This is a genomic window from Providencia sp. 2.29 (genome assembly GCF_015832305.1).
GTDB lineage: Bacteria > Pseudomonadota > Gammaproteobacteria > Enterobacterales > Enterobacteriaceae > Providencia > Providencia stuartii.
Window position 1 is genome coordinate 2,998,394 of sequence record NZ_CP065420.1, and the last position, 14,745, is coordinate 3,013,138.

The following is a 14,745-nucleotide window of genomic DNA, read 5'->3' on the forward strand; positions in this document are numbered from 1 at the left end:
GCTCGTCTTTCTCTATTTAATGTCATGACGCCTACCCGTTAATTCGGAGCCTATTTATGTTCTCAAAAGACCCCAAAAAACCATCTATAGATCCGATAGCCTCGATTCAAGACGAAGTCATCAATCAAGCTAAAGATGCCTTAATTTCTCAAGCGTCCGCCAAAACTCAACAAGCCATTAATGCGGCGCAAACAGCGTTATCTGTAGCCTCTAATATGACCTCACGCCTTAATGGTGTTTCTGCTGCACTCACACCCGGCGGTGGGTTTACTGGTGGACTACAAGGAGCAATATCTTCAGAAACAGGCGCTTATAGTGAGATGGCTGATAAAGCACAATCCACACTTCTCAGTGCTCTAGGACTCAACCCTGATCCAAGTGGATTAGTATTTACCTGTGAAATCGGATTATTACCTCCGGGAACATTACAAGTTACCGATTTTTCATTAACGGAAGGGCTTTCTTCACTCTTTAGCTTGAGCATTAATGCCGTCAGCCTACTCCCAGTGATAGATTTCCAAGAACATCTTGGTCAAGTTTCATCACTTACCGTCAAACGTGACGGTAAAGTTGTGCGTACCGTAAAAGGTATTCTTGCAGGGGCTGCTCAAGGTAATACCGATGGAGTGAAAACGTGGTATCATTTTGATATTCGTCCTGAAATGTGGATCATGACCCTCAACCAAGACAGTCGTATTTTCCAAGACCAAAACGCCCCCACCATTTTAAAAACCTTATTAGACGAAGCGCACGTCAAATCAGACTGTCTTTTTTACCGTGAAGCTTTACATCCGGTACGGACCTACACCACACAAAAACGGGAATCCGCTTATGACTTTTGGTGTCGCTTAGCCTTTGAAGAAGGGATTAACTTCTGGTTTGAAGATGAAGAGATGTTCTATAGCGATGAACATATGGGAATGACCGCGGGGATCCACCTCACCTACAACCCACAAGCCGATACCGATATAACGGATAGCACCGTTTCAACATGGCAATACGGTGAATATCTATGCTCAGATGAGACGATCCAAAAAGATAATAATTATGTTCGACCTTCCTACCCTCTGATGCATAAAGGGAAATTAGAAAAAGGTGGGCAACATAGTGTGTTTGAAAGTTATGGTCGTTTCCAATTAGATGCGGAAGGCGAACCTTTAACAAAGGTCCGATTTGAGCAATTACGTAGCGGTAGTCGCATGGGGAATGCCACGACTAACTGTTTTGCCTTACGTCCGGGAAAAATTTTCACCTTACAAAATCACCCAAATGCGCTGATGAATGACAGTTGGCAAGTCATCACTGTCACTCACCATGGCGTACAACCACTCGCCGATAACGGGGGTGGTGACGGAACTCAACTAAGTAATAGCGTTACATTTATACCTGGCCGTGAAGAATGGCGCCCGCCTCATCATTACAAACCAACTGCCGATGGTGATGAATTAGCCACCGTAGTTGGTCCTCCAGGAGAAGAAATTTACGTCAACGAATATGGTGCCGTTAAAGTCCATTTCCATTGGGATCGCTATGGTAAGCCTGATCATGGCGCCTCCTGTTGGGTGCGTGTTGCTATGGGATGGAGTGGCAATGGCTACGGTTTTTCTGCCGTACCTCGTATTGGCACTATTGTGCAGATAAGCTACTTAAACGGGGATATTGACCGCCCCATTATCACGGGATGTACCTACGATGGGCGTAATGCACCACCAATAAAATTTCCTGAAAATAAAACGCGTACGACCTTCCGTACGAAAACCCATAAAGGAAAAGGTTTTAACGAGCTACGTTTTGAAGATGAGGATGGCAAGCAGGAAGTGTTTATTCATGCCCAAAAGGACATGAATACGAAAGTGCTCAATGACCGTACTACCCATGTATTACATGACCATATGGAAGTGGTTGATAACGACCAAGCGATGCTGGTGAAAGGCAATCGCACTGAAAGCATTAATAAAGACAATACAGAGACTGTTGGGCAAAGTAAAACTATCAATGTTACCAATCAGTTATCCATTAATGTCGGTGATGTCATTGAACTCCGCTGTGGAGCCAGCGTGTTGCGGATGGATAGTGCAGGCCATGTCACAATTAATGGACATAAGTTTAATTTTGAAGCATCCGGACCTGTACAAATTACCGGTAAAGATGTGGACTTAAACTAGAGGATAAGAAATGGAATTTCGTAATCTTACGCCTTTTTCAGTTCTTAATTATAAAATGCTCAATGTGGAAGATATTGAGCACCATGTAATTGCTATGAAGGTTGGGTACGCTCTGGTCCCAACAGAAAATAAAGGGGAATATGTTCCTTCTTTACTGACTGATTTAAATTTTGAGTTTGAAGATCAATTTATTAGTAAACCAAACAGTTCATCTGTTCTCGTAGAAAGTGACTTAGCCCCCTTCAAACCTCATTGTGATGTACTAATCAATGGCATAGCGTATGCACCAGACAACACGCCCGCTGAATCCATTACTGTCTCTTTTACCATGACAAGCCGAGATAATAAGGTACTAATTGAAAAATCCCTACGCTGTTTTGGGGCTCGTCAGTTTGTACTCGATGAAAAGTCAGGTGAATGGAAGTTAACTTCTCCTTCTCCCATACGGCAATTGCCGATTGATTATCGTTATGCATTTGGTGGTGAATGTAAGGTCTATGAAAATGAAAAACTGGCTAAGCCTATTCCCGATGAAGCGTTATTTCCTGAGGCGCTACGTGCTGAGCATCCTGAAAAGGATTTCGCACCGATAGCACACAGTACCTATGAATACAATCCGCTAGGACAAGGATTTATCACACCATGGTATCAACAATCTAAAGAAATCACTGTACTTCCTGCCCCACAAATCGAATCATTAGAATATCCAATCACCACTGAATGGTTGACGTCACAATTAAATAATGAGTTGCAACAAAATCCTGTCGCTGGATTTGGGGCGATTGGTCGAGCATGGTTGCCTCGGCGCTTGCTTGCTGGAACCTATGATGAAACTTGGTTAAACCAACGTCATCCTTATCTCCCCAGTGATTTTGATTTTGGTTATTGGAACTGTGCACCAATCGACCAACAAATTACTTACCCAAAAACTGATTTTTCACTAATACTCAAAAATTTAACACCAAGTGGTGAACTCAACACAACATTACCGGGACATCGGCCTTTTGTTTTATTGCGCATGTTAAATGGCCTTTTTATCCCTCTACATCTCAATTTAGATACGCTGTTAATTGATACTGAGAAATTACAACTGTCCTTAACCTATCGCTTAATGTTTGAAGCTGATTTACCTATACGTGTATGTGAAGCTCGATTTGAAATGGATCCAAATGCCCCATTAGTTCGTCTTGCTGAAACTCAAGAGGAGTTGAACCATGGCTGATAATTATTTAGCTCGCCAACAAGGTGAATGGTTGGTGATTAGCTTAACCCCTGATGTCTGTAAAACGCCTATGGGTTCATCAACACCGCCAATTCCATACCCTGTTATTGCAAAATTAGAAACTGCAGTCTCTGTGGTGCCATCCGTCAAAGCCAATGGTCATCCTGTTGTTGTTTACGATCAAAGCTATATTCCAACCACTTTAGGTGATGCGCCAGGAGTAGCTAATGGTGTGAAAAGTGGTACTGTCGGCGGCAAATGCTATCCCATCGAGCATTCAAAGAGTGTTCGAGTAGGAAAAAAACCTATATTGCGTCATGACGATAAATTTTGGATGAATGGGAAATAGGGATATAAAAAATGAAAGTTTATCTGACAGACGAAGTCCCCGAATTAGGGAAAGATAATCGTTATACAAGCATTGAGACCATAGATAAACAATGGGGAGATAGTATATTATCCACTGCCCCGCAAGGTTCTGCTGAAAGTAATGGACAACGCATTAGTTATGTTGGGTTAGAGTCTGGTCTAAATTTACAATTCCACTCGTCTTCCTCAAATGACTATGTCACAGTTTCATTAAAAGATAATGAATACAATGAGATACCAGGTTCACCTGTTCATTATATCAGCAATCAGACTTACGATGAATTTATCCAGAAACATCAACTTGATAACATACCGTTATCATCCCATTTTTTTCCTCCCTCAAATGGAATAGAAGCAAATGGAAATACGATAGGTATAATCACGCATATTGCCCTAACCGATAATCAAGAAGTGGGAAACGCGAATCCTATTGTAACTAGTGAAGGTCAAGAAGAAACAGAGGTTATTTCTCAAATCCTGAATCAAGCCATAAATCAAATCCCTTCGACGCAATCCGAAAGCACTAAGTGGATATTAGAAACACAAAAAAAGGTTAGAAAAACCGTTAATGATTTAGCAGACGACCCTATCGGGGGGGCAATAGGCGCAGGCAAGCAATTCTATAATGATATTGTGGATATTGGTGAATTGCTAGTGACAGGCCTACATTATTATTCTGCTTTTGAATCCATAAAACTGGCGATAATAGGGAAAATTTTTGGGATTGATTCGTTAGCTGACTATGCAATAAAAAATGCTAAAAATTCACTTGAATCGGCTAAAAATACGGATTTAGATCACTTGAAAGCAGAATTAACGACTCCAGCAGAAAATGCAGGAGCTTCAATCTATGAGGTTGCTAGTTATGCAACAGGCGCGGGTGGACTAGCAAAAGCCACCGTAAAAACGACAGCTAAAACGGTAAAAAAAGCGAATAAGGCGCGCAAAGATCTCGATGTTCCGATGGGGGATATAAGCACACCGCCCTCAGCAGGGGGAACAATTAAGGGAAAAGGCAAGGATAACCTGAATACGCCAGAAAAAACACCGGAACCACCGCAAACCAAAATCAATGAAGATAGCCAGAAAACCAAATCATCAGATGGCGGTAAAAATAATAAAAATGATGATGTACACACATGTGGTGATCCCGTTGATATGGTACGTGGGGATCTTATCCAAGTATGGCAGGCGATTAATATCCCAGGGGTACTCCCCATTGAATTAGTGCGAAGTTACTACTCGACTCAAACACACCGCGGTATTTTTGGTAATAAATGGGCAGATAATTGGTCCATGCAGCTTGAAGTTAATTCAAAAACGGTTGAGTTTCAAGATAGTGAAGGGCATTCCTACTTATTTGACACTCCCGAAGAGGAGGTTTATGCCCGTAATATGCGTGTACCTCACTATTTATTACAAGGAAATAAGCGTACAGGTTTATGGATACAAGATAATCGTCGCCAACAAAAATATCATTTTAAACATCAGTTTGCGGCTGTTCATAAGTTAGCATCAATACCAACTTGCAAGGATTATCATTGCAATTTGAGTATGACGACAAACATCAGCTTAAGCACCTTACCCGTTACGATGGTTTAGAATTACATTTACATTATGCTCATGACCAATTAATTCACATTGATTTACACCATCAAAAGCAAATTAAGCGATTGGTGACTTGTGCTTACGATAAATATGGTTTTTTGAGTGAATGTGATGCTTTCCAACAAAACCACTTATGGCACACTTATACACCTGAAGGTTGGATGACCTCATGGCGAGATACAGATCAAACAGAACTCACTATTCGTTATGATAAACAAGGACGGGTCATTCAAACTCATTCAGATAGTGGGTATTGGTGCGATCGTTTCTTATATGATGACACATTACAGATTAACACTTATATAGACGGTGAAGGAGGTCATTACCGCTATTATTACAATGAAGATCAATTGGTCGTGCGCACACTTGATCCCCTTGGACGAGAAACACGTACAGAATGGCAAGATTTCAAAAAAATCAGTGAAACCAATGATATTGGTGAAATAACTCGCTATGTTTATCATGCCGATGGCTCATTGGCACAAGTTTACCTCCCAAATAAACGCCATATAGGTTATGAATATAATGATGATGGGCAGCTCACTCGCTATGTTTCTCCCTTAGGAGATATATGGCAACTTACCTATGATGATATGCATAATTTATCAGCCATCATCGATCCACAAGGTCAAATACAAACTTACGAATATAGCCAACACGGCGAACTGCTCAAAGCCATTTCTCCCGATGGTGCACAGTGGCAATATGAATACAACGCCGCACATCAACTGATTAAGAGCACTAACCCATACCAAAATAGCACTGAATATCAGTTTGATGAACTCGGTCGCTTACAAGCTTATACCGATGCACTCAAGCACACTACCCGCTACCGTTATAGTCAAGAGCATGACGGCGTTAACGGCAGTGTCAGCGATGTATTATTACCTGATGGCACCCATCAACACATTGAATATGACAGCGAGCGCCGCATTGTTGCGGTCACCGACGGTGAAGGTCGCACTACCCGCTATCGGTATGGCCCGTTTGATTTGCTCATGGCAATGGTACGCCCCGATGGCAGCGAAATTCATTTTGAATATGACGCATTAACTCGTCTGAAAAAAGTGATAAGCTCACTCGGTGAAACATATACCTATGAGCGTGATGCGGCTGGGCAAATCATTCGAGAAACCGATTTTACTGGACGCGTACTTGAATATCGTTACGACCGCTTAGGCCGACGCATTGCCACCCGTTACCCCGATAACCACGAGCTTCGCTGGCGCTATGCCTCCTCGGGGGTCATCATTGAACAAAGTGAATGGGTCGACGATGGCATTAACACGCAATGCCTCTCCACCACCACCTATGAATACGATACCCATTTACGCCTCGTGAAAGCCACTAACCCCGATTCCGTGGTCGAGTTCGAATACAATGCCCACGGCCAGTTAACCTGCGAACGCATTAATGGCCGTGAGGTACACCATCAATGGGATGAAGCTACACATACCCTCACCCAAACGCGCTTTGGTGAACGTGAACTCCATTACGCTTTCGGTCAATTGGGGGAATTAACTTCCCTACAAGTGGGTCAGCATGCCCCCTTACGCTTTAGCTACAATGCCGTGGGACAAGAATATTTACGCCGCAGTGACGCCGGCTTTGTGAACTCCAGTCACTACAATGCAGCCGGTTTATTAGCACACCAACGGGCTGGACGCGGCTCCGAGAACTTCTTACGTGCCATGCAAGAAGCGCCGCATTTGCCTCCGGTCTGCACCGATGTGCACCGGTCATTCCACTATGACCGCGCCCATAATGTCGTGGGTATTGAAGATACGCGTTGGCAGCGAACCCAATACCGTTATAACGCCAATGACCAAATCACAGAAACCCAATACAGTAATCAGCACCGTAGCCAATACGAGCGTTTTCAGTACGACGCTAACTTAAACCTGATTGAACACACTGTCGTGCCTGAAGGCGCTCAAGTGGCTCTCCATCAGTTATCCCAACAGCAACAAGCCGGACGCGTTATTCGCCGTGGGTTACCTCGTGGTTATCAAGACTACCATTACGATGTGAATGGGCGATTGGCTAAGAAAGTGGTACATCAACACGGCTATCGCCCTCAAGAGTGGCGCTATCTGTGGAACACCCAAAACCAACTTATCACTTGCTTTACCCCCAGTGGCGATGTCTGGCGTTACACCTACGATGCCTTTGGGCGGCGGCTCAGTAAAACTAAAACGGTGGATAGCGAAAAACTCAATGCGCATCCCGCCTTCCCCGTGTTAAAACCTCGTGTGACCGCGTGGCACTACTTGTGGTCCGGTGACCAAATGGTGGAAGAGGCCCCCGTCTATGCCGACGGAACTGTGGCATATGATGCGGGTATTCAATGGCTCTATCAGCCGGGGGCCATCACTCCTACTGCTCGCTATCAAAAGGGGCAATTACACTATGTGGTCACTGACCATCAAGGTACACCCCGAGAGATTTTTACTGAAAAAGGGATAGCCAGTTGGGCAGGACGCCTCAATACATGGGGTCAAATGGCGTTTTGGCAGTCTCAAGACGGTCGAGCCGACAATGACCCAAATTATACCGAATGCCATTTTCGTTTTGCTGGGCAATATGAAGACCGCGAAACGGGCTTGTATTATAACCGCTTTCGGTACTATGATAAGGACAGTGGGCAGTATATTTCACCAGACCCGATAGGGCTACTGGGCGGGTTGAATCCGTATGGGTATGTGCACTGTCCGACAGGGTTTATAGACCCGTTGGGGTTGGCTGGTTATTGCTGTAATGAGTTACTAAAAGAAGATAGATTTAGAAGACATCATTCAAGTTCAGCTATATATCTTAAACACACCAAAGCTAAAACTCAGGAAGAAGCAATGATGTTTTCTAGTGGAGGAAAACCTGCTCAATATTGGGATATAGACGCCCCCAATGGCAAAGTAACCGGTAGTTCAATGACCAGTTTTAGAAATAAAACAGAGAAAGAAGCCTTACGATATGGAGTATATTCTCCTCAAAAAGGTGGCTCCGATTATTATATATATGATGCAGGTAGAACAATTGGCTTTAATAATGGTCAACCTACACAATACATGAGAGTTGAAGTTACAAAATCTACTAATGAGTTTCATGGACATCCAATCAGTAACCAAACTTACAATGACTACATGAGAAAGGTTGAGTAATGGATAACTTATATAAAAAATATTCACCTTTACTTGGATTATATGTTCCGAGTGACTGGTTAGTTGTTAAAAATAATATGTATGATGTTGCACCTGAGATATTAAACTTACCTCATACTGAAGATGAATTATTTTTAATAAAAGATACTTTCTTTGAAAATGATATTTTTATATCAAGATCAAACCTACCAATATCAACAAAAAAAAGAGCAATATCAATAGTATCCATATTTGCTAGATTGCAAGAAAATTTTAATGATAAGAATCATATTTATTGTATTTATGATATAGAGTTATCATTGATCTTAGATGATAAGGAGTTTTCATTCACTAATGAAAATGGTGCAACAAATCGATTTGATGCAGCCAAAATAGCTTCTGAATATATGATTATCTTTACACAATATATTATGCCAAATTTAATTTTAGGTAAAAAACTCACCCAAAATCTATTTGAATCATATATTAGAAAAGCTTATGAAGAAAGAAATTAAGTTTTAGGTTAATTTTAATAACCAGAAGATCTTCAAATCTTCTGGCTTCTTTGTTTTTAAGAGCTGCTCAGTTTACCCTTTAGCCGCTCACATACTCAGCCATCAACTTGCGCATGGTGTGTTTGATGGCACTGAGTTGCGCTTGCTGTTGTTGGTTTTGCTGCTTCATCGCTCGAATGTCTTCGCTGTTCGGTATCAATACCAAACAGCCGTTTAAAATTTTTACCGTAAAGGTGAAACCTATCTCAAATCCTGCGTCTTTTAACCAATGCCCTTTTAGGTGTATTGCGGGCGGTGGTGTGGCTTTACTGCCGTTTGGGGCATAACCAACGATGTAATAACGTTCTATTTTTTGAGATTTAAGGGCTACATCAGCCCCAGTTTTGGTGCATCAACACGGCTATCGCCCTAAAGGGTGGCGCTATCTGTGAAACACCCAAAACCAACTTATCCGTTGCTTTACCCCCAGTGGCGATGTCTGGCGTTACACCTACGATGCCTTTAGGCCGCGGCTCAGTAAAACTAAAACGCTGGGTAGCGAAAAACACAATGCGCATCCCGCCTTCCCCGTGTTAAAACCTCGTGTGACCGCGTGGCACTACTTGTGGTCCGGTGACCAAATGGTGGAAGAGGCCCCCCGCCTATGCCGACGGTACCGTGGCATATGATGCGGGTATTCAATGGCTCTATCAGCCGGGGGCCATCACTCCTACTGCTCGCTATCAAAAGGGGCAATTGCACTCTATGGTGACAGACTATCAAGACACACCCCGAGAGATTTTTACTGAAAAAGGAATAGCCAGTTGGGCAGGACGCTTCAATACGTGGGGTCAAATGGCGTTTTGGCAGTCTCAAGACGGTCGAGCCGACAATGACCCAAATTATACCGAATGCCATTTTCGTTTTGCCGGGCAATATGAAGACCGCGAAACGGGCTTGTATTATAACCGCTTTCGGTACTATGATAAGGACAGTGGGCTGTATATTTCACCAGACCCGATAGGGCTACGGGGTAGGTTAAATCCGTATGGGTATGTGCACTGTCCGACAGGGTTTATAGATCCGTTGGGGTTGGCGGGGAGTTGCCCTCTAATTACAAAAGGTGCAGATGTTACCTCTGACATTATTCAAGGTGCACTGAAAGGGGATACAATGCAAACCGTCCAAGGTTCTGTATCCTTACCAGCTATTCAACGTTATGTTGACCGATTATTAAAAGGTGATGTGGCTCCACCAATAAAAGTTGATGGTAATGTTATCGTTGAAGGTAACCATCGCTATGTGGCTGGCAAAATTGTAGGAAAAATCCCTGAAACAGTACCAGGAACATTATCTCCTAGCCAAGCGGCACGTATCAAACCAATGTCTGAAATAAAGGTAGATACTTTTGACTGGGGGAACTATTAAATGATAAACATCCATTTTGAATCTACCAACGAAATTAAAAAAATAGATAGTGATACCTTAGATGGCTATGATTTCTCTGGGGAATTATTACATACGGCAATTTTTGAAGGATTATCCTTACAACACGCATCTTTCGAGCAAGCTAATTTACGTAGTGCCAATTTTGCATATTGCATATTAAATAATACCAATTTTACTAGCTCATTATTGATGAATACTAACTTCTTAGGCTCATCATTAATTAACTGTAAGTTAGTAAACTCTAAACTCAGTGGCGCATTTTTTCAGGACGCTAATTTAGAGGGAGCTAATTTAAAAAATGCAGATTTATTTGCTGTAAATATGAATAATGCAAATCTAAAAGGGACTAATATGAATGCTAGTAGAATTATGGATGCAACTTTTATCAACGCAATCTTTGATAAAAATACAATCTGGCCTGAGGGATTTTCACCTTTAAAAGCCGGAGCTAAATATGTTGATTAAATAATGTCTAACTAGAAGAATTATCCTCTAGTTAGACATTATTAAGAGCCATTCAGTTTAGCCTTTAGTCTCTAACATACTCCACCATCAACTCACGCATGGTGTGTTTGATGGCACTGAGTTGCGCCTGCTGTTGTTGGTTTTGCTGCTTAATCGCTCGGATGTCTTCGCTGTCGGGGATTAACACCAAACAGCCGTTTAAAATCTTCACCGTAAAAGTGAATCCTGCCTCAAAACCTGCGGCTTTTAGCCACTGGCCTTTTAGGTGTATCGCCGGCGGTGGGCGGGTTTTACTGCCACTCAGGGTATACCCCACCGTGTAATAACGTTCTATTTTTTGAGATTTAAGGGCTACATCAGCCCCAGTTTTGGTGCATCAACACAGCTATCGCCCTCAAGAGTGGCGCTATCTGTGAAACACCCAAAACCAACTTATCCGTTGCTTTACCCCCAGTGGCGATGTCTGGCGTTACACCTACGATGCCTTTGGGCGGCGGCTCAGTAAAACTAAAACGCTGGATAGCGAAAAACACAATGCGCATCCCGCCTTCCCCGTGTTAAAACCTCGTGTGACCGCATGGCACTACTTGTGGTCCGGTGACCAAATGGTGGAAGAGGCCCCCGTCTATGCCGACGGTACCGTGGCATATGATGCGGGTATTCAATGGCTCTATCAGCCGGGGGCCATCACTCCTACTGCTCGCTATCAAAAGGGGCAATTGCACTATGTGGTCACTGACCATCAAAGTACACCCCGAGAGATTTTTACTGAAAAAGGGATAGCCAGTTGGGCAGGACGCCTCAATACGTGGGGGTAAATGACGTTTTGGCAGTCTCACGACGGTCGAGCCGACAATGACCCAAATTATACCGAATGCCATTTTCGTTTTGCCGGGCAATATGAAGACCGCGAAACGGGCTTGTATTATAACCGATTTCTATACTAGGATAAGAATACCGGACAATATCTATGTCCTGACCCAATAGGGCTACTGGGTGGTGTGAATCCGTATGGGTATGTGCACTGTCCGACAGTTTGGGTGGACCCGTTTGGGTTGGCGGGGTGTTGCCTTGGGCTCACAGCATCCATTAACTGGAAGGGGTTCAATCCTCAGAAGAGAGATTACCAAATTGATGGTGTGACACATAATAACTTATCTGGTTTACAATATCATTATCTTAAGCATGGTAAGAATTCGGTGATATCACTCAGCCTCAATATTTAAATAAAGCCAAAGAGTTTTCTAAAAAACCGCTTACGGAAAGCATGCAGGAAGCTAAGGTTAATAACATTATTATTAAACATGATAAGAGTACTGATGAGATCTTTGTCAGTCATGCTGGTAAAAGAGAAATGCGGACTTATTATATAGATGATGGTCGGGATAGCGATGCATTCCAAACTGCAATTGAATTAGCGAAGAGTTTATAATGAAGATTGAATTTTTATATTCAGAAGTGATTGATTTCTTGAAACTTCATGCATTATTTAAAGAGACTGTTGATGGGCGGGTTCAATTTCTTTTTGAGCTGAGTGAAATAGAAGATAAGCAACCACTAGAGGCAATAAAACAAAAGTATAATGATATAATACTTGATAATTTTAATTATTCAAAATTACTAAAAAATAGTTTTTTTGAAGAAATCATCAAAGATATTACAGGAAATGAAATAATAATTATAGACCGTGATGACAATTTAATTCGTGGTGTTCCTTGTTCCGCCTGTAACTATATTGTTTTTGAAGACAAAGAAGATGCATTTTATGAAATTTGTCCGGTGTGCAGATGGCAAAATGATGGTAGCTCTGGAGATGACTATAGTAGCTGTAACCATAGTTCCATGAATGAATACAAAAATACTGAATTTTTTAAACATCAATTAAATATAGAGAGTAAAAATTACGTGAAGTTTAATAACCAATAGCATATAAACAAGTAAAAACGATTATATTGAGTAATAGTCCGGAAAGATCCCCCCATGATTTTCCGGCTTTATTTGAGAGCTGCTCAGTTTACCCTTTAGCCGCTCACATACTCAGCCATCAAGTTGCGCTTGCTGTTGTTGGTTTTGCTGCTTCATCGCTCGAATGTCTTCGCTGTTCGGTATCAATACCAAACAGCTGTTTAAGATTTTGACGATAAAAGTGAAGCCTATCTCAAATCCTGCGTCTTTTAACCAATGCCCTTTTAGGTGTATTGCCGGTGATGGATTGGCTTTACTGCCGTTTGGGGCATAACCGACGGTGTAATAACGTTCTATTTTTTTGAGATTTAAGGGCTATATCAGCCCCAGTTTTGGTGCATCAACACGGCTATCGCCCTAAAGAGTGGCGATATCACTGGAATACCTAACACCAATTGATGGCCTGTTTCTCTCCCCCTTCCCCGCTGTATAGAAGGAGTTTACTAACGTTTAGGTATTAATAATGACTGAAAACTTACCATTTAACACCGATTTTATATGAAAATTAAATGAGTATGCATGAATGTTGATATCAGTTTTACTACAGAGATAAAAGCAGATTTAGAGAATATAAAAATACTGAATAGAAGTAATAATCACTAGCTTAATTTTTACTAAAAGAGAAAAAGATGAGTTTAGAATGGCTCTTGGGGACACTATTTAGTTACAGATATACCAATAAATTATCATAATAGGTTATTATTTTTATCGCTCAAATAAAACTCACACTCTAAATAAAAATGGAGGTCTGAGATCTGAGTGCTTAGTGAAATTGAAGTATATTTAATATATTACTACTATTTATATGCTCTTTATGTACAAAATCACTTATCTGGTATCCCCCATATAAGTACCACGAATACCTCCCCATCATGATCACTTAACATGATGGGGAAATTTAAGAAATAACAATTAAACTCTACTTTATAACTTAAAGTAAAAATATAAAATACTTAAACATGCTAATAAGACTAAAAAATCATTAGATGAGTTTTATTTCAGGAGCACTTATGATTATTCAATGAGAAATAAAAACATTATAGTATTTATCTTGAACCATATTCATATCTATATCAAAAGCATTTAGATAAACCCCTTTAAAAAACTCAAACAGTGTAATTTTAAAAAAACCTAAAATTATAATCAAAACATCAGTAGGGATCGCACAAACACCACACTCATATCTAGATATTTGCTGCTGAGATACATTCATAATTCCAGCTAATTCCCTACCACTTAAAGAATAACTTTTCCTCAATTTTCTTAATTCTATTCCTACAGCTTTAATAAACACTTCCCTATGGCTCAAATCTAATTCAATTTGTTCAAATTCTAAATTACTAATTTTCATTTTTATTTAACCCCGAGTACAGAACGAAACATAAAGTCTGAATCATTCAATATTTCTTCGGTAATTTAATCAATTATCCTGATTAAATCAAATTATCCTAAAACAATATCCATTGATTATAGAAACCCAAAAAACAACAAATAAGTGTAAAAACTAATGAATTCTCTTGAACTTATAAGCCTTAATAGCTCTTAATCCAAAAAAGACCATCATTATTGAATAGTAATAAAAACCAAAAGAAAACTCAGGAGGGAATATATTCAGATTAAATATTCGATTTTTACAAAAAAAAGCATTTAAATTTAATTGATAAAGTATATATTACAAAAAAAGGTAAAAATCATTAAGATTTATTCAATATCTTATAAATTAGGTTAAAAAACAGTCTACGGTGTAATACTTATATTAAAAAACGAAATATTACGAAACACTCAGCATCAAACTGACATAATACAGGCAGTTTACTCCCCTCTACGGCTTATTCAAAAATCTGATTTAGACATTCTCATTTATATTACTT

At 40.8% G+C, this 14,745-nt stretch carries 15 protein-coding genes and 1 pseudogene; 10 read left to right on the forward strand and 6 right to left on the reverse strand.

Going from position 1 to position 14,745, the window contains the following annotated elements:
- Nucleotides 1-56 precede the first annotated feature (56 nt).
- The 6 genes from I3B46_RS13985 to I3B46_RS14005 are packed head-to-tail and all read left to right on the forward strand — an operon-like array spanning nucleotide 57 to nucleotide 9,016.
- The gene (locus I3B46_RS13985; protein WP_004918555.1) at nucleotides 57-2,165 is read left to right on the forward strand and encodes a type VI secretion system Vgr family protein; all 2,109 of its coding nucleotides are present in this window, start codon (nucleotides 57-59) and stop codon (nucleotides 2,163-2,165) included.
- A gap of 10 nt (nucleotides 2,166-2,175) precedes the next feature.
- Nucleotides 2,176-3,387, forward strand: coding sequence for a DUF2169 family type VI secretion system accessory protein (locus I3B46_RS13990; RefSeq protein WP_004918554.1), 1,212 nt, complete (start codon nucleotides 2,176-2,178; stop codon nucleotides 3,385-3,387).
- Nucleotides 3,380-3,736 carry a DUF4150 domain-containing protein gene (locus I3B46_RS13995; protein WP_004918553.1) on the forward strand — a complete coding sequence of 119 codons (357 nt, stop codon included), beginning with the start codon at nucleotides 3,380-3,382 and terminating at the stop codon, nucleotides 3,734-3,736. Before I3B46_RS13990 ends, I3B46_RS13995 begins: the two co-directional genes overlap by 8 nt.
- A gap of 11 nt (nucleotides 3,737-3,747) precedes the next feature.
- Nucleotides 3,748-5,358: a DUF6531 domain-containing protein gene (locus tag I3B46_RS21840; protein WP_231405857.1), complete on the forward strand. Its 1,611-nt coding sequence runs from the start codon at nucleotides 3,748-3,750 to the stop codon at nucleotides 5,356-5,358.
- The gene (locus I3B46_RS21845; protein WP_231405858.1) at nucleotides 5,298-8,522 is read left to right on the forward strand and encodes an RHS repeat-associated core domain-containing protein; all 3,225 of its coding nucleotides are present in this window, start codon (nucleotides 5,298-5,300) and stop codon (nucleotides 8,520-8,522) included. The genes I3B46_RS21840 and I3B46_RS21845 overlap by 61 nt, the downstream gene beginning before the upstream one ends.
- The gene (locus I3B46_RS14005) at nucleotides 8,522-9,016 is read left to right on the forward strand and encodes a hypothetical protein (RefSeq protein ID WP_104873386.1); all 495 of its coding nucleotides are present in this window, start codon (nucleotides 8,522-8,524) and stop codon (nucleotides 9,014-9,016) included. Before I3B46_RS21845 ends, I3B46_RS14005 begins: the two co-directional genes overlap by 1 nt.
- 205 nt (nucleotides 9,017-9,221) lie before the next feature.
- Here the strand turns inward: I3B46_RS14005 and I3B46_RS22025 are convergent.
- Nucleotides 9,222-9,365: pseudogene (locus I3B46_RS22025) on the reverse strand (SymE family type I addiction module toxin); the annotation flags it as partial.
- A gap of 22 nt (nucleotides 9,366-9,387) precedes the next feature.
- Nucleotides 9,388-9,573: a hypothetical protein gene (locus I3B46_RS22715; RefSeq protein ID WP_318566651.1), complete on the reverse strand. Its 186-nt coding sequence runs from the start codon at nucleotides 9,571-9,573 to the stop codon at nucleotides 9,388-9,390.
- A gap of 55 nt (nucleotides 9,574-9,628) precedes the next feature.
- On the opposite strand from I3B46_RS22715, the gene I3B46_RS21855 reads away from it, so the two are divergent.
- Together I3B46_RS21855 and I3B46_RS14025 are read left to right on the forward strand one after the other, a co-directional pair.
- Nucleotides 9,629-10,423, forward strand: coding sequence for an RHS repeat-associated core domain-containing protein (locus I3B46_RS21855; protein WP_282555179.1), 795 nt, complete (start codon nucleotides 9,629-9,631; stop codon nucleotides 10,421-10,423).
- Complete coding sequence (locus tag I3B46_RS14025; RefSeq protein WP_104873384.1) at nucleotides 10,424-10,909, forward strand: pentapeptide repeat-containing protein; 486 nt, start codon at nucleotides 10,424-10,426, stop codon at nucleotides 10,907-10,909.
- Nucleotides 10,910-10,973: 64 nt separating this feature from the next.
- On the opposite strand, the gene I3B46_RS14030 is transcribed toward I3B46_RS14025, so the two are convergent.
- Both I3B46_RS14030 and I3B46_RS22720 read right to left on the reverse strand, forming a co-directional pair.
- Nucleotides 10,974-11,243: a SymE family type I addiction module toxin gene (locus I3B46_RS14030; protein WP_104873383.1), complete on the reverse strand. Its 270-nt coding sequence runs from the start codon at nucleotides 11,241-11,243 to the stop codon at nucleotides 10,974-10,976.
- A 22-nt stretch (nucleotides 11,244-11,265) separates the two neighbouring features.
- Nucleotides 11,266-11,451 carry a hypothetical protein gene (locus tag I3B46_RS22720; RefSeq protein ID WP_230088981.1) on the reverse strand — a complete coding sequence of 62 codons (186 nt, stop codon included), beginning with the start codon at nucleotides 11,449-11,451 and terminating at the stop codon, nucleotides 11,266-11,268.
- A gap of 12 nt (nucleotides 11,452-11,463) precedes the next feature.
- Between I3B46_RS22720 and I3B46_RS21865 the strand changes: the two genes are divergently transcribed.
- Together I3B46_RS21865 and I3B46_RS14040 are read left to right on the forward strand one after the other, a co-directional pair.
- Entirely contained in the window at nucleotides 11,464-11,727 is a 264-nt protein-coding gene (locus I3B46_RS21865; protein ID WP_231405860.1) for a hypothetical protein, read from the forward strand.
- Nucleotides 11,728-12,340: 613 nt separating this feature from the next.
- Nucleotides 12,341-12,835 carry a CPCC family cysteine-rich protein gene (locus tag I3B46_RS14040; RefSeq protein ID WP_004918541.1) on the forward strand — a complete coding sequence of 165 codons (495 nt, stop codon included), beginning with the start codon at nucleotides 12,341-12,343 and terminating at the stop codon, nucleotides 12,833-12,835.
- Between the two features lie 111 nt (nucleotides 12,836-12,946).
- Here I3B46_RS14040 and I3B46_RS14045 read toward each other — a convergent pair whose 3' ends face one another.
- On the reverse strand, nucleotides 12,947-13,171 hold the full coding sequence (locus I3B46_RS14045; RefSeq protein ID WP_072152284.1) for a SymE family type I addiction module toxin: 225 nt from the start codon (nucleotides 13,169-13,171) through the stop codon (nucleotides 12,947-12,949).
- Nucleotides 13,172-13,892: 721 nt separating this feature from the next.
- Nucleotides 13,893-14,225 (reverse strand): helix-turn-helix domain-containing protein, encoded by a 333-nt coding sequence (locus I3B46_RS22465; protein WP_004918538.1) that lies wholly within the window; start codon nucleotides 14,223-14,225, stop codon nucleotides 13,893-13,895.
- Nucleotides 14,226-14,745: the final 520 nt, after the last annotated feature.